25 protein-coding genes are annotated in these 21,654 nt (G+C 44.9%); 3 read left to right on the forward strand and 22 right to left on the reverse strand.

The window, feature by feature from the left end; translation table 11 throughout:
* Nucleotides 1-74 precede the first annotated feature (74 nt).
* From NYE58_RS24740 to NYE58_RS24775, 8 genes are all read right to left on the reverse strand, one after another.
* A complete protein-coding gene (locus tag NYE58_RS24740; RefSeq protein WP_076127538.1) occupies nucleotides 75-875 on the reverse strand; it encodes a biotin--[acetyl-CoA-carboxylase] ligase in 801 nt (266 codons plus the stop codon).
* A complete protein-coding gene (locus NYE58_RS24745) occupies nucleotides 865-2,214 on the reverse strand; it encodes a CCA tRNA nucleotidyltransferase (RefSeq protein WP_341003271.1) in 1,350 nt (449 codons plus the stop codon). The genes NYE58_RS24740 and NYE58_RS24745 overlap by 11 nt, the downstream gene beginning before the upstream one ends.
* A gap of 10 nt (nucleotides 2,215-2,224) precedes the next feature.
* Nucleotides 2,225-3,385, reverse strand: a complete 1,161-nt coding sequence (bshA, locus tag NYE58_RS24750; protein ID WP_036676278.1) for an N-acetyl-alpha-D-glucosaminyl L-malate synthase BshA — start codon at nucleotides 3,383-3,385, stop codon at nucleotides 2,225-2,227.
* 231 nt (nucleotides 3,386-3,616) lie between these two features.
* Nucleotides 3,617-4,309: a bacillithiol biosynthesis deacetylase BshB1 gene (gene bshB1, locus NYE58_RS24755; protein ID WP_076127533.1), complete on the reverse strand. Its 693-nt coding sequence runs from the start codon at nucleotides 4,307-4,309 to the stop codon at nucleotides 3,617-3,619.
* Complete coding sequence (gene mgsA / locus NYE58_RS24760; protein ID WP_036676275.1) at nucleotides 4,306-4,728, reverse strand: methylglyoxal synthase; 423 nt, start codon at nucleotides 4,726-4,728, stop codon at nucleotides 4,306-4,308. Before mgsA ends, bshB1 begins: the two co-directional genes overlap by 4 nt.
* 15 nt (nucleotides 4,729-4,743) lie before the next feature.
* Nucleotides 4,744-5,547, reverse strand: a complete 804-nt coding sequence (gene dapB / locus NYE58_RS24765; RefSeq protein WP_036676273.1) for a 4-hydroxy-tetrahydrodipicolinate reductase — start codon at nucleotides 5,545-5,547, stop codon at nucleotides 4,744-4,746.
* Nucleotides 5,548-5,581: 34 nt separating this feature from the next.
* Complete coding sequence (locus NYE58_RS24770) at nucleotides 5,582-6,103, reverse strand: tetratricopeptide repeat protein (protein WP_036676272.1); 522 nt, start codon at nucleotides 6,101-6,103, stop codon at nucleotides 5,582-5,584.
* Nucleotides 6,104-6,162: 59 nt separating this feature from the next.
* Nucleotides 6,163-6,492, reverse strand: coding sequence for a nucleotide pyrophosphohydrolase (locus tag NYE58_RS24775; RefSeq protein WP_036676271.1), 330 nt, complete (start codon nucleotides 6,490-6,492; stop codon nucleotides 6,163-6,165).
* A gap of 167 nt (nucleotides 6,493-6,659) precedes the next feature.
* Here NYE58_RS24775 and NYE58_RS24780 point away from each other — a divergent pair, with 167 nt between their 5' ends.
* Nucleotides 6,660-7,529, forward strand: coding sequence for a YitT family protein (locus tag NYE58_RS24780; RefSeq protein WP_076127532.1), 870 nt, complete (start codon nucleotides 6,660-6,662; stop codon nucleotides 7,527-7,529).
* A 60-nt stretch (nucleotides 7,530-7,589) separates the two neighbouring features.
* On the opposite strand, the gene NYE58_RS24785 is transcribed toward NYE58_RS24780, so the two are convergent.
* From NYE58_RS24785 to NYE58_RS24840, 12 genes are all read right to left on the reverse strand, one after another.
* Nucleotides 7,590-8,492, reverse strand: a complete 903-nt coding sequence (locus NYE58_RS24785) for a sporulation protein YpjB (RefSeq protein WP_076141307.1) — start codon at nucleotides 8,490-8,492, stop codon at nucleotides 7,590-7,592.
* A 155-nt stretch (nucleotides 8,493-8,647) separates the two neighbouring features.
* Entirely contained in the window at nucleotides 8,648-9,295 is a 648-nt protein-coding gene (locus NYE58_RS24790) for a DUF1405 domain-containing protein (protein WP_341003273.1), read from the reverse strand.
* 91 nt (nucleotides 9,296-9,386) lie between these two features.
* Nucleotides 9,387-10,259, reverse strand: coding sequence for a menaquinol-cytochrome c reductase cytochrome b/c subunit (locus NYE58_RS24795; protein WP_341003275.1), 873 nt, complete (start codon nucleotides 10,257-10,259; stop codon nucleotides 9,387-9,389).
* A 26-nt stretch (nucleotides 10,260-10,285) separates the two neighbouring features.
* On the reverse strand, nucleotides 10,286-10,957 hold the full coding sequence (gene qcrB, locus NYE58_RS24800) for a menaquinol-cytochrome c reductase cytochrome b subunit (RefSeq protein ID WP_036676266.1): 672 nt from the start codon (nucleotides 10,955-10,957) through the stop codon (nucleotides 10,286-10,288).
* A 5-nt stretch (nucleotides 10,958-10,962) separates the two neighbouring features.
* Entirely contained in the window at nucleotides 10,963-11,517 is a 555-nt protein-coding gene (locus NYE58_RS24805) for a QcrA and Rieske domain-containing protein (RefSeq protein WP_076127525.1), read from the reverse strand.
* 239 nt (nucleotides 11,518-11,756) lie between these two features.
* Entirely contained in the window at nucleotides 11,757-12,176 is a 420-nt protein-coding gene (locus NYE58_RS24810; protein WP_076218400.1) for a DUF2487 family protein, read from the reverse strand.
* A 184-nt stretch (nucleotides 12,177-12,360) separates the two neighbouring features.
* Complete coding sequence (locus NYE58_RS24815; RefSeq protein ID WP_036676261.1) at nucleotides 12,361-12,540, reverse strand: IDEAL domain-containing protein; 180 nt, start codon at nucleotides 12,538-12,540, stop codon at nucleotides 12,361-12,363.
* Between the two features lie 234 nt (nucleotides 12,541-12,774).
* A complete protein-coding gene (locus NYE58_RS24820) occupies nucleotides 12,775-13,860 on the reverse strand; it encodes a hypothetical protein (protein WP_341003276.1) in 1,086 nt (361 codons plus the stop codon).
* An 89-nt stretch (nucleotides 13,861-13,949) separates the two neighbouring features.
* Complete coding sequence (locus NYE58_RS24825; RefSeq protein ID WP_036676257.1) at nucleotides 13,950-14,537, reverse strand: histidine phosphatase family protein; 588 nt, start codon at nucleotides 14,535-14,537, stop codon at nucleotides 13,950-13,952.
* A gap of 177 nt (nucleotides 14,538-14,714) precedes the next feature.
* Entirely contained in the window at nucleotides 14,715-15,161 is a 447-nt protein-coding gene (locus NYE58_RS24830; RefSeq protein WP_051490909.1) for a hypothetical protein, read from the reverse strand.
* A 152-nt stretch (nucleotides 15,162-15,313) separates the two neighbouring features.
* Complete coding sequence (locus NYE58_RS24835) at nucleotides 15,314-15,901, reverse strand: RNA polymerase sigma factor (protein ID WP_036676255.1); 588 nt, start codon at nucleotides 15,899-15,901, stop codon at nucleotides 15,314-15,316.
* Between the two features lie 553 nt (nucleotides 15,902-16,454).
* A complete protein-coding gene (locus NYE58_RS24840) occupies nucleotides 16,455-16,631 on the reverse strand; it encodes a hypothetical protein (protein ID WP_341003278.1) in 177 nt (58 codons plus the stop codon).
* A 193-nt stretch (nucleotides 16,632-16,824) separates the two neighbouring features.
* On the opposite strand from NYE58_RS24840, the gene NYE58_RS24845 reads away from it, so the two are divergent.
* Nucleotides 16,825-17,391 carry a helix-turn-helix domain-containing protein gene (locus tag NYE58_RS24845; protein ID WP_038572428.1) on the forward strand — a complete coding sequence of 189 codons (567 nt, stop codon included), beginning with the start codon at nucleotides 16,825-16,827 and terminating at the stop codon, nucleotides 17,389-17,391.
* 216 nt (nucleotides 17,392-17,607) lie between these two features.
* Nucleotides 17,608-18,912 carry a CynX/NimT family MFS transporter gene (locus NYE58_RS24850; protein WP_081387480.1) on the forward strand — a complete coding sequence of 435 codons (1,305 nt, stop codon included), beginning with the start codon at nucleotides 17,608-17,610 and terminating at the stop codon, nucleotides 18,910-18,912.
* A gap of 464 nt (nucleotides 18,913-19,376) precedes the next feature.
* Here NYE58_RS24850 and NYE58_RS24855 read toward each other — a convergent pair whose 3' ends face one another.
* Both NYE58_RS24855 and hisC read right to left on the reverse strand, forming a co-directional pair.
* Nucleotides 19,377-20,471 carry a prephenate dehydrogenase gene (locus NYE58_RS24855; protein WP_036676253.1) on the reverse strand — a complete coding sequence of 365 codons (1,095 nt, stop codon included), beginning with the start codon at nucleotides 20,469-20,471 and terminating at the stop codon, nucleotides 19,377-19,379.
* A 46-nt stretch (nucleotides 20,472-20,517) separates the two neighbouring features.
* Nucleotides 20,518-21,615, reverse strand: coding sequence for a histidinol-phosphate transaminase (gene hisC / locus NYE58_RS24860; protein WP_341003279.1), 1,098 nt, complete (start codon nucleotides 21,613-21,615; stop codon nucleotides 20,518-20,520).
* Between the last annotated feature and the right edge of the window lie 39 nt (nucleotides 21,616-21,654).

Raw genomic sequence — 21,654 nt, forward strand, 5'->3', positions numbered from 1 at the left:
AGTATAACAAAAAAAGCTCGGAATTACACGAAAAAAATATGACAAGGGATGATACCCTTGTCATATAAAAAATATTATAAAAGTTCAATCTCACCTGAGCATACGTTAGAGATCTCTCCCAAGCTGTTTTTAAGCAGCAGACCACCTATTTCATCCAAACCTACTACCACACCTTCAGAACGCCCCTGAGGGCTATTCAGTGCGATCTGGCGACCCAAAGTCACTGACATAGACTCCCAGAGCTCTTTGATAGGTTTAAAACCTTGCTTCATGTACAAATTGTAATGCATCTCCAGCTCGTCCAAAACCGCTTTTACCAGCTCAGAACGGTCAACTGGAGCACCACCCCGCTCAATCCGAAGTGAAGTCGCGACCTCCTGCAGATGATCAGGATAATCTTCCTCTGTCATGTTCGCGGAAATGCCAATTCCAGCAATGCAATAATGAAGCTCCCCTTCTCTTAGAGAAGATTCCAGTAAAATCCCACAAATCTTACGACCGCCTGCGAGCAGATCATTCGGCCATTTGATGCCGGCATCTACACCTGTTACCCGTCGAATTGCCTTACAGACGGCAACCCCAGCCAGCAATGTCAGCTGCGGAGTCTCCGACAAGGGTAATTGGGGCCGTAACACAATACTCATCCAAATGCCCTTGCCACGGGGAGAAAACCACTTTCTTCCCATTCGGCCTCGGGCGCCCGTCTGTTCTTCCGCGATGACAGTTGTCCCTTCCGGCGCGCCGTTTTCCGCTAAAAACTTAGCTTCTTCTTGAGTGGACACCACAGATTCCAGCAACTGAATGACGCCTACCCAATTCGAAGCGGAGGTCTCTCGCTTCAGCTCAGTTAGCGACAGCGCTTTATCATCGCTCATGTCTATCCATCCTTTTTGCTTCAAGCAGTAATAATTGTTTATCGTTAGGTAAATCACCTGAAGCGACCGCTTGCAGGAGTCCATTTAACATTTTGCCTAGCCATGGTCCCGGACGTTTGTCCAAAGCCTCCACCAGCTCATTGCCTGTAATCTCAAGCTCTGAAAGGCTGGTTAGCGGCATTTGCGCGATCCATTCTCTTGCCGCTTGTACATTTACAGCGGCAGGTGTTGTTGAGGCCTCTGTCGATTCCACGACGGAAAAGGCAGAAGAGGCCGCAGTAGGAAGTACAGGTGCGGCTGCTGGCAGGATCGCCAGCAGCGAGAGCCACCCTTCGGCGGCTTCCACGCCGAAGACCAGCACGGCGGCGATCCATTGCCGCCGCAGACCTTCCATGCTGCCCGTACCCGGCGGCATGGCCTCTATCGCAGCGGTCCAAACTTCGCGGACCCGCAGCACCTGGACGACGCCGCTCCGCGTCGTCCCCGAGAACGTCCATGCCCGCAGCAGCACATCGGCCTCTTGGGCCGACTGCTTCAGGGCATGGAGGAGAAGCGCCCACCGCAGGCGGGCGCTCTCCAGTTCCCCGATCCCGGCCGTTAAGGCGGCAGCAGCCGCCATATCGGTTCCGGTCCAGGGGAACGGGGCTTTGCCGCGCGCCAGCAGCTCGCAGCGCGTTAGCATGCCGAGGCCGCGCAGAAGATGCGGCCCCTCGACGATGCGGTCCAGCTCCGCGCGGACACGCTCCACAGCAATATGCGCCAGCTTATCCCGCTGGCGCATCAGGCCCCTCCACGTGTTCTTCGCGATGGAGAAATCCAGCACCGATGCAAAACGAATGCAGCGAAGCATACGAAGCGCATCTTCGTCAAACCGCTCCTCCGCATCGCCTACACAGCGAATCACCTGCAGCTGTAGATCCTTCTCACCCTCAAAAGGATCAATAAGTTCCCCATTTAATCCACAGCAAATCGCGTTGATCGTGAAATCACGACGACGAAGATCCTCCTTCACATCGTTGACGAAAAAAACATGCTCAGGACGACGGTGGTCTACATAACCACTCTCTGTCCGGTATGTCGTCACTTCAAACCCACAACCATCCTGTATCACGGTGACCGTACCATGAGCTAATCCTGTTGGCACACTGCGCGCAAAGATAGCTATCACTTCCTCCGGCAGTGCTGAGGTTGTAATATCCATATCATGCACTGGCCTACCCAATAGCTCATCGCGAATACATCCTCCAACCCAATAAGCCTCGTGACCATTTTGGGTTAACTCGGCAATTACAATCTCCGCTGCAATTGCCATCGCAGAAGGTGCCATTGTCCATTCCATATATGACTCCTTACCCCCGAACTGGGTCCAGTCCAAGTACCTTGCGCCCCAGCACCCGGTAATAAATATCTTCATATTGTTTCGTTATCGAATCCTTACAGAAATCTTTGCAGGCTGTTTGTAGACAAGCTTCTCTGAACTGTTGCACCATACGTTCATCCGACAGGAGCTTAACTGCATATTTAGCCATAGCCGTTGTATCGCCAATCGGGGCAAGGAATCCAGTCTTTCCATGCTCTATAAGCTCAGGAATGCCTCCGGTTTGCGAGCCAATCGTCGGTACGCCACAAGCCATTGCTTCCAGAGCAACCAGACCAAAGCTTTCCTTCTCGGAAGGTAGCAGAAGCAGATCAGCTAAAGAGATCACCTGAGCGATTTCATCCTGCCTTCCCAGAAAACGAACTTTATCTTCCAGACCCATTTCGCTAATTTTGGCTTGAATTTTGGGAAGATCCGGACCTTCACCTACAAGCAGCAGGCGTGAAGGCAGTTCACGATTCACTTTGGCAAAAACGTCAACAACATCACTGACTCTTTTTACAGGACGGAAGTTACTGATATGCATCAGAATCTTCTCATCAGGCGCTGCGAAATCTCCCCGCAGATCCGTTACATCACGCGGATAATAGACCCGGTGATCCACAAAGTTATAAGTAAGATCAATGTCGCGGGTAATATCGAGTACGTCCCGTGTTTCTCTAATAAGATCCTGAGAGACCGCTGTAACGGCATCACTTTCATTAATCCCCAGACGAATCAAATCTTTAAGCGATTCATCCTGACCAAGCACCGTTATATCCGTACCATGTAAAGTGGTTACAACCTTCATATCGTTCCCTAGCATTTGCTTTGCAAGGAAAGCACACACTGCGTGAGGCACTGCATAGTGAACATGGAGAAGATCCAGATTTTGCATTTTGGCAACCTGAGCCATCTTCGTAGCAAGCGCTAGATCGTACGGGGGATAGCGGAATACATAATAATCGTTTACTTCTACCTCATGGTAAAAAATATTTTTCTGAAACGTTCCCAACCGGAACGGGATACTATGTGTAATAAAATGAACTTCATGACCCTTCTCGGCCAAGAGTTTACCTAATTCAGTCGCAACTACGCCTGAACCGCCAAGAGACGGATAACAGGTAATTCCTATTTTTAGCATACGATCCATCTTCCTGTCTCCTTCTTCTCCAGTATTGATTCGTGTAATGAATCATCTATTGTTTGTCGGCCGCTTTCAAAAAAGCGAACACCGTTTCTTTCAAAATCACACAGGACTTCATTTCTCTAAGCTGTTCAATAAAAGCTCTCAGGAGCGCAATGGCGTATTAATTCCAAGCGCTCCTGGATCAATCTTAATCAGCTTATTATATTATCATACAAACTTCGTTATATCCGTTCCTTAAGTAAACAATTCCACCGTATGAGGTACCTTGGTTGCAAACCCTTCTGCATAAGGAATCAGTCTGCGCTGGCCAAGCAGCATATCTCTCGAACGGACTCGTTCAATGTAGCCTTCCGTTAACGGTGTGGATACAGTATCCGCACCCGGAGGTTTGGTGAACTGGGAGCGATAGCAGGACAATGCCTGCTCCTTCAAGCCATATTGTTCAGTAACATCAACAATAAGATCGGTACGTCCTAAATCATTGATAAAATAGAAGTACAGCTGAGGAGCAGGAATTGCCGGCTTGTCCGGCATATATTTACGTAGCTTGGCATTAAAAACAGCCTCTTCCACCAGCTTGCTACAGGCGATATGATCGGGATGACGATCCTCCCAATAAGGAGCAAAAACTATCGTAGGAGAAAAGCGGCGAATTTCAGCAGTCACAGCCGCCACATGCTCTGCTGTAATAAAAAGCCCTCTATCTGGCAGACCCAGGTTTGTCCGCACGGATGCTCCGAGAAGGTCTGCAGCTTGCTGCGCTTCTTGCTTGCGAAGTTCTACTGTACCGTTCGATGACATTTCCGCGGCTGTTAAATCGCAAAGTCCCACCTTAAGTCCCGCAGCGGTATGTTTTGCAATGGTTCCTGCCATACCAATCTCCGCATCATCTGCATGCGCACCAAATACAAGAATGTCCAGCTTCATTCATCAACACCCGGTTTGTATTTGTGAACCAGTGCACGCCAAGCAAAATCACCACGATCAATCGCCTTCACAAGAACTTCCGCTGTGGCAATATTCGTAGCTACCGGTATCCCGTATACGTCACACAGACGAAGTAGAGCTGAAATATCAGGTTCGTGTGGCTGCGCCATTAAAGGATCACGCATGAAAATAATAAGATCCAGTTCATCCTGTGCTACCATTGCACCGATTTGCTGATCTCCACCTAATGGACCAGACATGTAACGATGAATTTTTAAGTTAGTTACATCCATAATCCGTTGGCCAGTAGTCCCTGTAGAAAAAAGTTCATGACCTTCAAATACATGTTCATAAGCTAATACAAAATTTACAATTTCATCTTTTTTACGATCGTGGGCAATAAATGCGATCTTTAACATGGTGTTCTCTCCTGTCTATTCTATAAAGTGCTCGAATCCATAGATCAAGCCTGTATATCCCATTACCTTTTCAATACCCATCTTAACGCCTGGCATATATCCTGCACGCTCATAAGAATCATGGCGAATCTTTAAGGATTGTCCGAATCCACCAAAAATCACTTCTTCTTGAGCAAACACACCAGGAAGACGGACACTATGTATCCGGAATCCGTTATAGTAACCACCACGGGCACCTTCAATGGTTTCTTCCTCTTTAGGATTACCTTGACGAAGTTCCTCACGAACTTCCGAAATCATTTCTGCAGTTTTGACCGCAGTTCCGGATGGAGCATCCAGTTTCTGGTCACCATGATACTCTATAATTTCCAGATGCGGGAAGTACTTTGAAGCTTGTGCCGCAAATTTCATCAATAGAATAGCTCCAATGGAGAAATTCGGAGCAATAAGTCCGCCGATCCCCTGTTCTTGACACTGCTTGTCCAGTTCCACCATCTGCTCCGGTGTGAATCCGGTTGTACCGATAACCGGACGCACTCCATACTTAATAGCAAGCGCTGTATTCGTATACGCTGACTGCGGTGTAGTGAAATCGACAAGGACATCTCCGTTGCTTCCCGCGAGGGCGGCCTCAAGATCAGAAGTTACAATAACGCCTGAGTCTTCCAGACCTACCAGACGCCCTGCATCAATATCGCCTGAAGAACGATCTACTGCTGCTGCTAACTCCAGCTCTTCGTCCTGCAATACAAGTTTAACAACCTCTTTACCCATTCTTCCGCCTGCGCCGGATACAACGACCCTGATCTTGTTATTCATATTTTTTCCATCCTCGCTCTCACTAGTTATATAGTTATTGCATATACGATTGTATGGATTTCTGAAGGTCTCTCATCAATTCCCGCAAGCCAGAATCATCCGGATGTAACGAAATCACTTCTTTTAAGGCAGTCATAGCCTGTAAATGTTCATTCACTCGGCTATGCGCGATAGCAAGCCATACATAAGCATCCCCATATAATGGATCAAGGGTAATAGCCTCTTTGAGCAGTGTAATCGGATGATAAGGGTTGCGAGTTTTGTTATCTTCATCTTCTATCAACCGTTTGGCTTCTTGTACATGCATCATAGCCTGCAAATGCTGCAGATGCAGACTATACTCAGGTTTGCTGGTGTCCAGCTTTACAGCAGCCTGAGCATGAACTAAAGCTTTATCTAGCATACCACTGCGGGCATACGTTATGGAACAACGATATCTAACCTCGGCATCAGCAGGGCTTGCTGCAATTGCAGACTCGAAGCAAACAATAGCTTCGGCAAAGTCACTGCGCAATATCGAGCGGTAGGCCTCTCTTACATAATCCTTATGATCCATATACACACCATCCTCACGGCTAAATCCCGTTGGTTTGGTACAGCATATGTTATAGAGGCCTAATCGGTGTCTTTCGGTGTCCAACGTCCCGCATCACGGGTATTAAATTTATGCATTACCTTATTATGCGCTTCCGTCAGGTCTATCCCGAGAGAATTCGCAAAACAAACGGTAATAAACAGAATATCTCCCAGTTCAAGTTCAATGGAATTCTCAGCTTCATCAGACTTTTTAGGCTTCTCGCCGAACTCGTGATTGACTTCTCTAGCCAGTTCTCCGACTTCCTCGGACATGCGGGCCAGCATAGAGAGTGGACTGAAGTACCCTTCCTTAAACTGCGATATATAAGCGTCTACTTCACGCTGTATGTCACCAAGACTTTTGTCCATAAAATGTAACTTCTCCCCCTCTGTATATCTTGCCTTCTGTTTGCCCCTATGTTATCGTAAAGACGTTTTGAAGACAATCTTTTTTGAATATTTTAACACACGCAAGAAAAGGTATACTTATTATAGAAAAAGAAAAACTGCCTACAAAAGGCCTAACGAGGGATTTCATGAATTCAAAAAAGGTAATTACAATCAGCAAGACAGTCGCTCCCATCTTGCTCGGAGCCGCAGTATATGCCTTCGGGCTACTGTATTTCATCATTCCTAATCAGTTGATGGAAGGCGGCGTAACCGGGATCACACTTCTCCTTAATTATGCCTTTAGTATTCCCATCTTTTTATCCACACTGCTGATCAACCTTCCTTTGTTTCTGCTGGGCTGGAAAGTCCTAGGCGGGCGGCAAATTGTGTATACAGGTGTAGGGATCGGGGCGTTGACCTTTTTCCTGTGGGTTTTCGAACGAATGATTACTGCGGGATGGATTATCCCCTTCAGTACCGAACACGACTTTATTCTTGCGGCACTGTACGCAGGAGTAACGCTTGGAACGGGGCTTGGGCTTGTATTCCGGTTTGGGGGTACAACAGGTGGTGTTGATATTGTCGCAAGAATTCTGGGACGGAATTTTGGCTGGAGCATGGGGCAGATTATTTTGGCCATCGACATTATTATTATTGGCTCTTCCATCCTCTACATTCCTAAAGAAAAAATACTTTACACACTCGTCGCAGTTTTTATCTCATCACGAGTGATAGATTTTATCCAAGAAGGCGCCTATGCTGCCAAGGCATTTACAATTATCAGTGATGAAGCACCACAAATTGCCGATCTGATTACAGCCGAAATGGACCGTGGTGTAACCCTCATCCCTGCCATTGGTGCTTATTCCAAGCAAGCCAAATATATGGTGTACTGTGTGGTCTCAAGGCAAGAAATCCGCCGGCTAAGTCTGCTGGTCAAATCCGTTGATCCACGCGCCTTCGTAATTATTAGCGATGTACACGACGTACATGGAGAAGGCTTTCGAGAAACCTAAATAAAAAGGAGTGTAGGCCATTTCAAGCCCACACTCCTTTTTACTGTTTATAATTTCACCCTACGGAATCGGCTTCCAATTCTGATTCTGACCACGGTACTTGCGATAGGCTACATAGGCTAACGCAGCTATAATGAAGCTTGCGGCTAACCCTCCCCAAATCCCAAATTCTTGCGATGCCAGCGGCAAGGACAAAGCAGGTTCATCCTTCTCTTTTCCGAACATTACTCTTACCGCATCCTGACCATAAGATACAATTTCAAGCAGGCGGGCACGTTCAACCTTTTGTGAGGACGAAGGAATGCCGGCCGCATATGAGAGCCAGGAATCAAAAGCATTCACAACTTCAGGCTGGCGGGAGACAATCACTGCCGGCCGGATGTTATCATACCTGCCCTGCAGTCTTTCCAGAGCTGTTTTCCAGCCCGCCAAATCATTTGCAACCGCACTTTGCTCCATCGCATTTAAATCCTCGCGAATCAGCTTGTAGTACTGAAGCCAAATAGGCTGGCGCGGATGATTAAGACTGTTGGCAGCTAGACGTAGCTTGGCGGCTGCCGCTTCCCATTGCTGTGGATTTATTTTCGCGCCTGCCACGGTAGCCTTCAGGTCCATAATGACCCCTGACAATGCATTAATCCCCTCCACAGAGGTCATTCCTTCAAAGGATGAGGACACAAAGATCTTGGAGATCGCTTCGGTCTCCTGTCGGACCTTCATTACATCCCCTTCCAAAACATACCCATACAATGCCTCAGCAGCTTGTTCCAGCTGCTGCGCTCCGGTCTTTCCGCTCATTACTGCCAAACCGTTGCCCGAACTAACGTCGGCGCTTTGCTTCGAAGCTTTGCCAGACCCTTCACCAGCATCCCCTAGCGCTGCTGAAGCCTTTACAACATCCATACTGGACAGCAGCCAGCAGAATACTAGAACAACCACTACATAATATCTCCCGCGGAGCATGAGACATCCCCCTCCTACTTAAGAAGAAACGACGTTGTCGTCTTTTAAAGACGATATTCGTTTCTCGTAAAATTATAAGGATAAAGCATAGTATAAAACTTATACTTCTTATAATTCTAAATGTATGGCAGGGGGACAAGGGATAGAACTGCTTACTAACGTCTATTCTTGAACTGATAGATTGACTCTACCGGTCTTTGTCTTCTACTAAACAACCAAGCAGCTGCAACACTAAGCAGCGTAAGCGCCATTGTAAAGTACTGTACCTGTATAACATAATCGTTCAAAACAGAAGGTAACCACGGATAGATTCCGTAAGAATAATCCAGCATATCGTTGGCGAGTGTCCAAAGCAGGGCTAATGGAATCATTTTGCGGAAAGAAAAAAACCTCGCATAAATCAATGCTTCAACTGCCATCCCCGTATGGGAGATTACCAGCATCCAATCTTTCCAAACCAAAACATCACCGTGATAACCCCCGGCAAAAATAATACTCACTGCCCATATCCCGTACTTCACTGACGTAACGACCGCCAAAGCCTCAATAAGTTCCCTTACATTGTTTCCTGTGTAGCTTTTTGGAGGGAAGAGCATCAGCAACAGAGCCAAGGTAAAAAACAAACTTGCGGTTGGGCTATCCGGAACAAATGAAAGTAGCCAGTGTGGATAATTAGCCGCAGTGAACTCCAGTTGATTGCCATACCATATGTAACCATAAATTGTACCCAGGAAATTTACGATAAATAACAACCAGATAATTCCCCGGTTCTTAAACAGTTTGTTAAACCAATGAACTGGCATACAGATTATTAACCTCCCCAAGTAATGGCACTTCGCATTTAGACATACAAAAACCTGACCGCATGCACGATCAGGTTGCGTTATCATTATTTTACTGTTCGCTTTTTTGTTTGGCAAGCCAGCCGGCCAAGGTATCAATATCCGCTTCTGATAGACCTGCTCCCAAAGCGGTATCGTACATTTTTGGCATCTGCCCTTGACCCTCTTTTATAATAGTAAGGATTGCTTCTTTGTCATGGGTGTCTCCAACTCCACGAAGTGAAGGACCGCCCGCCCCTTTCAAATCTGCTGCGTGACAGGAGATACAAGTGGCTTGCTTGAAGAACCCCATAGCAGGATCATCCTTGTCCACAATCGCTACTTCTTTTGGCTTAACGGCACTGGAGGTCGGCAGACCCTTAGCCCTGTTCTCCGCCGCCTTTTCTTCCCGTTGAACATCTTCAGGAATCTGACCCGTTTCAGCCATTTCATGTTTGTATTCAGTCCAGGCAGTATTGGTCAAATAAACAATTGCTGCAAGCGACAAGAACATTAAAGATGAAGCAATCGGTCTACGGTAAAAGCGACGCTCTCTACCCGTATCCAGAAAGGGAGCCAACAGAAGTGAACCAAAAGCCACACCAGTAACTCCTAGTGTACCCAGAACGATATAATCACCTGAAGCATATGGGAGCTTCAAATACTGATAGAGGAACAAGAAATACCAGTCAGGAATCGGGATAACCGTAGCACTAGCATTTGCTGGAAACCCTAGCGGAGCTGGCTCTGAAATAGTAAGGACTAATATTCCTACAAGTACAACGACTCCGACCATCCATTCCTTCAGTAGAAAGTTAGGGATAAAGGCTTCCGATTTGCCGGGGTAAGCCGTGTAGTCCGGAGGTGTGATAAATCCGTTCCCTCTGCGAACTCTGGAATCACCGACATATACAACCTTTTCCTTAGAATTGTTTCCATGCGCCATCCGTATTCCTCCTCTCTCAGATTAACTTACAACGGTCCGGAAATCCCTTGTCTGCGGATCATAATAAAGTGTCCTACGAGCAGACTAAGAAGCACCGCTGGGAGGAAGAATACATGTAGTGCGAAAAAACGAGTTAAGGTTTCGGCACCAACAATCGTTCCACCTTGCATCAGTTCCTTCAGCACCGGCCCCATCACTGGAACAGAATTGGCTATTTCAAGAGTTACCTTTGTTGCGAAATAAGCTTTATTATCCCAAGGCAACAAGTAACCTGTTAAACCAAGTCCCAACATTACGAAGAAAATCAGCATTCCAACTACCCAGTTCATCTCGCGCGGCGCTTTGTAAGAGCCTGTAAAGAAGACACGCATTGTATGAAGGAACATCATAACAATTACTAGACTTGCGCCCCAGTGATGCATCCCGCGGACAATCTGTCCAAATGCAACACTTGTCTGCAAATACTCAACACTAGCATAAGCATTAATAATGTCCGGAACATAATACATCGTTAAGAACATACCTGATAAAATCTGAATGACTGTAATAAAAAAGGTCAGTCCGCCAAAGCAATACACGAACGCAGAGAAATGATGGGCCGGATTAACATGCTCAGGAACCTCGTGATCGGCCACGTCTCTCCAAATCGGCGTAACATCCAGACGTTCGTCAATCCAGTTATAGACATTTTTAAACATCAGAACTACGCCTCCTCACGAGCTACTGTATTTGGCACAATGTCTCCCAAAAGCACCCACCCGTTATCGAATTTCGTTTTATACTGGTCAAGCGGCTTAGGAGCAACTTCGAGATTTTTGCCAAGCTTTGTATAACGTGCACCATGGCATGGGCAGTGATATTCGTCCGGATGAGCTTTATCGTTGTTCCACCCGACCGTACATCCCAAATGTTTACAGATCGGTGAAAGCGCATAAATATCACCCTTCGCGTCTTTCCGGATCCACGCAGTGAGTGTCGCTGTACTGTCGTACCATCCGTCCTTCTGTTTCAATTCAAAAGTAAATTCCTGGGGCTCTTCGGTGATTTTGCTTATCTCAGCAACCTTGATAAAATCTCCAGCACCCTTCTTATGTAATATCGGATCCACGACAAAACGGACCATGGGGAGAATTGTACCCGCCCCCATAAAAGCAGTGGCGCCACCAAGCGTGTAGGTCAAAAATTGCCTGCGCGACATCTCTTTACGGCTGGGTGGTTGTTCAGGCCATGTCTCCTGTTGTTCATTATGGCTGCTCATACTGTTATATAACCCCCTTCTCAAGATATAAGAAAGTATCTGTGGTGTCCGATCAGAGATGTCTCAATATAAATAATCCGTTTTCAAATCTTTTCAATGAAATACATCACATACCATTTGGATTCAACCTAATAATAGCTTAGGCTCCAAAACCCGTCAAGAATATTGTCTAATTTGTGACAGGCTAAAAAGCGATTTCAACCTATAATTGTTGATTTTCTGTCACATTTATAAGGAGTTCATCTCCGCCACATGTCTTGAATTTTCATCCTAATTTCACTGTCATTCTTCCCTTCATGAGAAGCCTCAATGATAGGCAGAGAGAGAACTAAATCGCTTTCATAGATTTGGCCTTCTTGGAGAGGTACATCCGCTGTCAACACCACTACATGCTGGAAACCACTGGATTTGACTTTTTGGCAAATCTCATTAATTAAATTCACATAGCCCTCTCCAGCGTACTGAATGGCTGGGTAAGTCACGATCCGCCCCTTGAACGGTATTTCCACCATATCCATGAAATTACGTAATCTTTCGAGTGCCTGAACGGTCTCAGGAGGACTCTCCAGTCCACTTAATCCTGTAAAAGGTATGAGACATGTATCATAGAATTTTTGATTTTCTTCCCAAGTGCCCACTTCAAAATCGCTGAATTTCATTCCCATTCATCTCCCTATGTATAATTGTTAATTTTTCCGTTCTTTCGCAAAGCTTCCTGAAGTTATAGAACCCATTATATTGAAGGAGGAGGAGGAACGTCCAGATTTAGATTTTATATTTTCGTCCGATTAAGCAAATTGAGTAGATTATAAGCAAAAAAAGAAATGCGCTAAGCGCATTTCTTTATGCCAAACTTTTAAGTTCCTCAGTAAGATTTCGGAAAGCCATCTCATCTCCGGTAGCCAGCGCCGTGTCAATCTCACGGTGCAAGATGTCGGAGCGACGCTTTCGCAGCGCTTCATCCCACACCATTTCTGCCGCAAGTCCTAGCATCACTTCATACGTAGCCTTCATTTTGTCCATTCGATACACCTCCGCTGTTTAAGAGATCCTTTTTTCTTGTTATTTGATATTCATCAAGATGATTATGTTTTCGGTTTCAAGAGAATCGGCACCTACTAAAGCATATTCATCAATCCTGTCTTCGTTCTACATATTCGCCCATTCCGCTAAACACTTCCTCTATTGTACCCATCAGCAACAATAACGGATTCCTACTTCTGCATATGTAATCCCCATAAGCATTTGCACGCGCACCTACCGAAGATACTTAGGCACGGCTGTCTCTATCCCCCATGGTGTCATCATAACAGCGAGTCCACCAGAAGTCTCGCCCAGTTTAAGCATGCCTAGGTGCACCATCATCCGTATTATACGTTGCTCTAGAATAGAAGCAGCACTGTCATAATAAAACGGTTTAATTAGCCACCCCACACCATCTACTAAAGAAGGTACTGTCACCCAATTACCGGCGCTGATGCTTATCCAATACACAAGTGAAGGTAGATTTGGCACAGCCCCTTTATATAGTCTTAACCAAAAAGAGAATATCTGCATCAACGAATCACATTTTCCATCGTTTAACACAGCCTCACCGGTCGCAGTAAGCCTTAGCCGGAAGCCTTCCTCAGAGATCCAGCAGCGGTGACGAATATAGTCATACAAAAGCGCAAATCTTGGAGGATAATGCTCACAAGCTCTCCCATAACCAAACCTCCAACCGCCTTTGCTAAGAAGCTCCTCCGGAATATGAAGCGCGTTCATCACACCTTGCTGATAACGCCTATACATTGCCCCTTCCTGATTCAGTTCTGGCTCATTGTCCTTAATATATCTCAGCAGCATTACCAGATCACTGATCATTAATTCTCCTTCACTGCGATACATCACAGGTTCAGGGCTAGTTGCGATGCTCTCTTTGATATGCGCACTCATCGTCTCCCGAAAACGCTCTTTTAAATCTTTGGGTACCTGGTACAAATATCTGGTCTGCTGTGAGGAACCACTAAAGAGCCAGCCTCCACTCTTGAAGCGAGAGACCATCTCCCGGAAACCTCTAGTTTTTCCTTCAGGTGCATCAAAAGACGCTTGCCTTGCCACAGCCAACAAATCCTCAAGACTAAAGTAGGTGCGTTCATCAAAAAGCAATGTATTCAAAAACCTTAAATCCTCCGGAGCGCATTCCCGGATATGAGACTCCATAAAACTTCTGCTTCCAAGCATAATCAAAATACTTTGGATCAAGTCGTGTTTGGAATTCTGTTTGCATTCACACCGGTAGCGGCCCGCTATGGCGGTCAGCTGTCCAATATCTGCATAAGTAAGCATATCCGCCAGATTCATGTTTTATCGCCTCACCGTTTTACTACCATTATGGGGAATACTGCCTATTTTATTCCCTTTATTGCAAAAAAAATAACCCGAAGCCCGGGTTAATGCTGATTTTGCAGGATATGGCGAGTACAATTATATAAAATAGGGTTCCATTCCCGCTCTTTCTTCTCCAGAATCGTCAAGGATAGATTGCCAATTCGTTCAGAATACTTATCCTTGTAAAGAGCAGTATACAGCTGAGCAAGAAATCCTCCATGGGATATGACGAGTATATTCCGATTGGGATGCAGTGCAGAAATATCTTCCATAAAAGCAAGAGCCCGAGCCTGAAGCTGTTCGTCGGTTTCTTGACCGAGGGAGAGCTGGCTCCATTCCTTCCCCCACTTCTCTTCACGTTCTGCGGCAGTAAGCCCTTCTACCTGCCCATAAGCACGTTCCCGGATACGCTGATCAGGTTCTAATAGCGGAATCCCTAACTTGTCAGCAATAATCTTACCGGTCTCAGCAGCGCGGGAAAGATTACTAGTAACGCAGTAGTCCCAGCTGTACGGTTCCTGTAATAAGCGGTCAGCAAGCATTGCAGCTTGCATCCGTCCTTCATCATTAAGTGGAATATCACTTTGTCCCTGTATTTTCCCTATCGCGTTCCAGTCCGTCAATCCATGGCGTATCAAGCCGATTAGCATGTTGCCTCCCCCTTTTCAGCAAAGTATTTGTCTCTTAATGTAACATGGATGAAATAAAAAGTCTTCTTTTTATGAGTTTTACAATGCAAAAAGCCCCTCATTACATTAGTAAAGGGACTCATTCAATATTCTGAATATTATAAACAACGGAAGCAAAGACATACGTCTAATAACCCTCTATGATCGGCGATAACGATTCAGCCTAGTTAATGAAAATACTGCAAAGCCTACACCTAACATTGATAACATCATCCAGTATTGAGGATGAGTGGGTCCCATACTTACTACAAGGGGTTCAATGATCCCACCTTCAGAGCCCAAAATTGGATACGTTGATTGCCATTCCATCGAGGATCCAGCGACACCTGTCTCCACAATTCCACTCTGAGCAACAACTGCATCACCTGGAGTTCTGAACATCGTAAAATAAAGAACGCTGGACAGAAATATTGCCAAGAAGCATGCGATCCATAAGCTAAGCCGATGGCGAACAATAGCAGAGGTTCCAGCAGATTTCCCGTCACCGGGCATCAACCATGGACTCTCTAAATAAATCCGCTCCATGACTTTAACATTTATGGCTTCAGCACGCTCTTCACTGATCTCTTCCCTCAAATCTTGCATAAGCAGGCTGCTCTCTTGCCATAGAGCCCATTCTGCAGCGCAGTAAGGACAAGTTTCAATATGTCTTTCAAGTAAAATCCGCCTAGGATGTGTGGGGGGAGCGTCCCACAAGAGCGGAATACATTCTTGCGCTTCCCTGCAATTCATTCGCCTTACACCCTCTCAACCTGCTCTTCAACTTCAGGCTCATTGAAATAGGATTCGAGTTGAAGCTTCACACTACTCCTGGCACGAAACAATAATGATTTCACTGAGCTTACACTCTGATCTAAAATTTCTGCGATTTCTTGATAGTCCATTTGATCATATTCACGTAGGATAAGTGCAGAGCGTTGTTTTTCGGGAAGATTATTTATCGCCTCACGGACCAAATTCATCCGTTCATTGCGCAATGCAGCCTGCTCGGGTGCAACTTCAAACGGTGCTACTGGTGTATATCCACTCTCTTCCAGAGATACATTACCGGCACGGTTCTTGCGAAGCTCACTTAGAACAGTGTTGCGGGCGATAGTGTACAGCCATGTTGAGAATGAAGCATCTACCTCTCGAAAGGAATGCAAGCTACGAAATGCCTTGTAGAAGGTCTCCGAACAAAGGTCCTCTGCGATAAGCTCCATATGTGAATTTCTAAGCATATGATATACAAATGCTAGTATTTTACGTTGATAACGACGCATTAATTCTGAATATAATTCCGTGTTTCCTTGTTTGATTTGCTGGATCAACTGGGAATCCGTCATGGTGAGATTGGCCCTCCTCGCCCTTGCACGTCTTTTCCCATCCGGTCCGTACTTATTATACCGGTTTGGGCTTTAAAAGTTGCGGTGTTACTGCAAATTTTTAGTTTTTTTATGAAATACACCTATGTATATTCAACTACCCGATAATTAAGGCATGATGTATATGAAGAAGACAAAAAGAAATAAGGCATACTTCTAATTTTACATAAATATAGAAACGAATCTAGAAACATACCTGCTCTATTGTACCACATATTCTCATAGGATGACATTAATAGACTTTAGATAGGTCGACTCGCCAGCAAGACCCGACATTGGATTTCTGACTTAGAATCCGGCTTTAAAAATAACACATTTATCAATTTTTAAAAACTGTTGACAAAATGTAAACGTATACATATAATAAAAGTACAGTATGGTTTCTCTCCACTCCTATCCAATACTTAACGGTTCCAATTTATTGTGAACTGTAGCCGCTTACTTTGTAAGCGGTCTTTTTTTGTCCTGAAAGCGCTCTACCTTTTTTTAGATGATCTATATTAGATTATTTTTACTATAGCGAGCGAATTAGCTTCCACAAATCCCCACAATCATCTATTACCCCGTCTACGTCCAATTGAAGAGATATCTGCTCATTACGTTTCCCAATGGCTTGCAGCCCTGCGTTACGGCTCGCTTGTACGCCATTCATTGGATGATCACCTACAAATATAGACTCCTCTGCGCTCACCCCATTGTTATCCCTCCTTTTGCAAAAATAAAGGATTAAACCGGGGAAGGTGATAAGCCTACGGGCAGGTTCGTTACATAGACGTCATTTGCATAGCTGCGTGTGTAATCCACCCTCTAATCCTAATCGTATGGAAAAGAGTCAGGATAAACAATATACTAGCTATAAAGTTATTTGTTGAGGTGAATTTGAAATGGATGAAATCGATGAATCAAAACAACTGGTACTACAAATCGGCGGTGCCTTGAAAAAGTACAGAAAAGAAAAAAACATGAGCTTAGATGACTTAGCGGAATTAACGGGCGTAAGTAAACTTACTCTGGGGAATATCGAACGTGGCGAGACAAATCCAACTTTGGCAATAATATGGAAAATTTCAAAAGGCATATCTTTGCCCCTATTAGCTTTGTTCAAATCTGAAGACCCTGTTAGTTTGTATCGAGCAGGCGAAGGTCTTCGGTTTTCTAATGATCAAAAGAATTGGATCATAGAACCCGTCTTTAAAAATGTAAGCAACGATATTGAAATGTGTCGGGCTTACTTACAGCCAAATAGTTCGTATCACCCTGAAGGTCATCATGTGAATACAACTGAAATTGCGACAGTAATGACTGGTTCCATTGAAATACGAGTCGATGGAGAAATGTACACATTGAATCAATATGATACGATCAGTTTTCGTGCAGATCGCCCTCACTCTTATACCAATCATACGAATAGCGAAACAGTGCTCCATATCTCCTTAAAATATGGTTTCTAAAAGTCGAAAATTTCACCTATTACATGCAACTCAGTATTCCATTCTAAATGGAAACTCTGAGTTGTATTTTTTATCTAATATAAGCATTTCAAGTTATAGAACCATCTCAATAAAGTAAACTTTAAAATACTTATTGTTAAATTTAATATATTATACTATACTTTCATTGTCCGCGCGGATATTAGTACGCATTAATTCTGGGAGGGAAAATGAAGAATGCCGAATAAAAAATTCGTACCATCATCTTTAGGGCTGCTACTACTCGGCATCATTATTATTGCCGCAAATTTACGTGCTCCCTTAACCTCGGTCGGTCCATTAGTGGGTCTCATTAGGGGTGACGTTCATATTTCCAATACTTTAGCAGGCTTGATCACAACGGTACCTTTACTTACCTTTGCTTTATTATCGCCTCTAGTACCAAAACTAGGACGTAGGTATGGAGTAGAACTTTTAATTTTGTTTGCTCTGATCTTTTTGACTGTTGGTATTGTAATACGTTCTTTATCTGGGGCTGCAAATCTGTATATTGGAACTGCAATTCTTGGATTTGCAATTGCCGTTTGTAATGTATTAATGCCAAGTTTAATCAAACGTGATTTCCCTAATAAAATCGGTGCCATGACTGGTGTATTTGCAATTTCAATGAGTTTATCTGGAGCGATCGCATCGGGAATCAGTGTACCGCTAGCTGCAAACGCAGGTTTAAAATGGCAGGGTGCATTGGGAATTTGGGGGATCCTAAGCTTTGTATCAATCCTCTGCTGGTTGCCTCAATTAAGGAAGCATACGAAGCAAACAGCCTCGACGAGTCAACAGATGGCCGGCAATGATGTGAAGGTTTGGCGTTCCCCTCTTGCCTGGCAAGTAACCTTGTTTATGGGGATGCAGTCCATGATTTTCTATGTGCTAATCGCATGGTTGCCTGAAATTTTAAAACAGCAAGGCATTGACTCAGGCCAATCAGGATGGTACCTCTCAATAATGCAGTTAGCGCTGCTTCCATTTACCTTTATTGTCCCCGTTATTGCAGGGCGAATGTCAAATCAACGTTCGTTAGTGTTCATCACAACCATTTTACTTTTAACGGGAACGCTCGGACTGCTTTACGGAAGCTCCAATATCATTCTGTTGTGGATCATCATACTCGGAATTGGTGGAGGCTGCGCCTTTAGCTTGTCCATGATGTTTTTCGGTTTACGTACTAAAAATGCGCATCAAGCAGCGGAACTGTCTGGTATGGCGCAATCGATCGGATATCTGCTTGCCGCAATTGGTCCTGCCCTTATAGGATATTTGCATGACACGACAAATAGTTGGAACGTGCCACTTTTCATACTGCTTGGAGCTTCGGTCTTACTCTTTATTGTCGGTCTAGGAGCAGCAAGAAATCGTTTTGTAGGTAGTCGAAATAGTTACGACGAAATAAACTCAAGTACCAGAGAATTTCATGGAAGAAATACTGATCAGAATGAAGAAAGCGAGTTTGGGAACAGTTGCAACAAACCAAACCTAAATTAGAGTCCGCGGGTATAAATCCGGAAGCATTTTGCGGCACTCCTTTCTTTTCTTCGTTGATCCAATAAACATTTAGCTTGTACGAAGTCGCTATCGGACACAGTTGACCTAAATGCAGCATTAATCCGCATTTGGGATGCTAACGGACCGCACAGCAGCTATTGGCACGAAAAACACCCAATATAAGCCTCTTTATGTGAAATAGCGTCTGTGGAGTCCGAAAGACTGCTTCAAAGGCAAAAAACGAGCAAATAACGTCATTAGGGTCCGTAAGTACTAGGTGGTACTTATGGTGGTACTTATGGTGGTACTTATGGTGGTACAGATGCCGATGACGATACTGACGGCATGTTGAAATAAGCAACCAATAACCCAAAAAACAAAAAAATAGCGATTCTCTATTCACATGAGAATCGCTATTTTACTGTTTTTTATGATTTGAAAATGAACCCGAACGAACCTTAATACTACACGTATACCGTATAATCATGATGCTGCAACAGGATCTTCGCCCGCTCCATATCGTTCTCCTGACGGAAAGAGAGACGCATAATCCCCGGCACATCTTCACGGCTTTCGATAATTTGTACGTTGCTAAGGTTAATTCCTTGATCCCCCAGCTCTGTAGCAATACGACCGATAATCCCCGGATGATCCGGTACATCAATATGTAGGTCAAATAAAGGTGCTATCATACCTTTACGCCGTTCAGGCAACTGACTACGGAAGCCATTGGCTTCATGAAATGCCTCTTCAATCCCTACACCATCTTCACTTTCCAGCAAACGAACAAAAGAAGAAACTTCCTCGTTCCAATCCTTCAACAAACGAAGCATCACTGAACGATTGTTTAACAAGATATCACGCCAAATAATTGGATCACTGGACGCAATCCGTGTAATATCCCGAAAGCCCCCTGCAGCTAACGTACTATACAAGGAGTCAGTATCATCATAAGCTTTAATTTGATTTACCAGCGCAACGGCAATAATATGTGGCAAATGACTAATGGCGCCTACAATCTCATCATGACGTTCTGGATTAAGGCGTACAATCTGCGCTCTAGTAAGGTGGAGTAAGGATTCCAACGCATGATAAGCCTCGTCTGGCACTCCCGGTGGAGGCGTTAATACGTAATAGGCATTCTCAAACAACAGCGATGAAGCTGCCTCAACACCTGAACGCTCTGATCCTGCCATAGGGTGACCGCCGATAAAATGTACTCCAGGAATATCCAAAGAGACCGCGCATGCGGCAATACTAGCTTTCGTACTTCCAACATCTGTAATGATGCAGCCGGGCTTGAGCGGCAATTTGCTTAACTGCTGCAAATAATCCTCTAGCATACCCACCGGCACACATAAAAAAATGAAATCGGCATCGATTGCCGCTTCCTCCACAGACAATGTGGCACTATCGACCACACCTCTGCTAATATACTTACTCGCGGATTCAGGACGGTGGGCATGGCCAACGACGGTCAGGCCCTCCTTGCCTTTAAAGCAAAGGGCCAGTGAGCCTCCGATCAGACCGACACCGAATATTGCTATTTTTGTCGTCATGTTCTTTGAACTACCTGCCTTCTTTAGTCTTGACTTGCTGTTATTACTAGGCGCGTACTCCACTCTCTATAAGAGTTTGTTCCAGCGCGGTGATAAAAGCCGTGTTCTGCTCAGCCGAGCCCACAGTAACCCGAATATAAGTCGGATAAACCTGATGACCCGCTCTTACGATGATTCCTTTACGCATCAAAGCATCAAAGACCTCTGTAGCAGGCTTTCGAACATCTACCATGATGAAGTTCCCGTGTGCCGGGAAGGATTCTAGGCCCAGACGTTTGAATTCACCTTGCAATTGGACAATACCCGCGCTATTAAGACGACGACATTCCTGTACGTAATCTTGATCATTCAAAGCAGCAAGAGCTGCAGCTTGAGCAAGCCGTGAGGTATTAAAAGGCTCACGTACCTTGTTGATCAACGAAATGATCTCAGGACTCGCAACACCGTATCCAATACGCAATGCAGCTAAGCCATAAATTTTAGAGAATGTGCGGAGCACAACCAGATTCTTGTAACGAGTCAGTAACTGGATGCCATTGGAGTATGAAAGATCTGTTACATACTCACAGTATGCCTCATCAAGGACAACCATTACATTGGAAGGCACAGCATCCAGGAAAGAAACCAAAGCTTCCTCTGGAACAATCGTACCTGTTGGGTTATTCGGATTACAGATCCAGATAACCTTAGTGCGGTCCGTTATACGGGCCAACATCCCATCCAGATCATGTGTACCTTTTACAAGCGGCACCTCAATAGATACCGCACTTTCGATGTCTGCGTTACTCTTATACACGGAGAAGGTTTGGTCCGCCATGATTGTCTCATCACCCGGTAAGAAAAAGGCACGAGCAATAAGTGCAATAATCTCATCTGAGCCACAGCCAAAAATAATATTGTCGTTATTCACGCCAAGACGGCTGGAAAGTGCTGAAGTCAATTCAACGGCTGAGCCGTCCGGATAAAGATAAAGATTCTCAAGTTCTGCTAGAATTGCTTCTTTTGCACTCGGTGAAGCTCCATACGGGTTCTCATTGGATGCAAGCTTAATAACCTCACTTAAGCCAAGCCCCTTCTTGACTTCGTCTATAGGTTTCCCTGGTTTGTAGACAGGGAGATTAACTATATTCGGTTTTGGATTCATACAATAGTCCTCGCTCTCCATAGTTGATTACTCCACTAT

Source organism: Paenibacillus sp. FSL L8-0708 (assembly GCF_038009325.1).
In the GTDB taxonomy this organism is placed as follows: domain Bacteria; phylum Bacillota; class Bacilli; order Paenibacillales; family Paenibacillaceae; genus Paenibacillus_AQ; species Paenibacillus_AQ odorifer.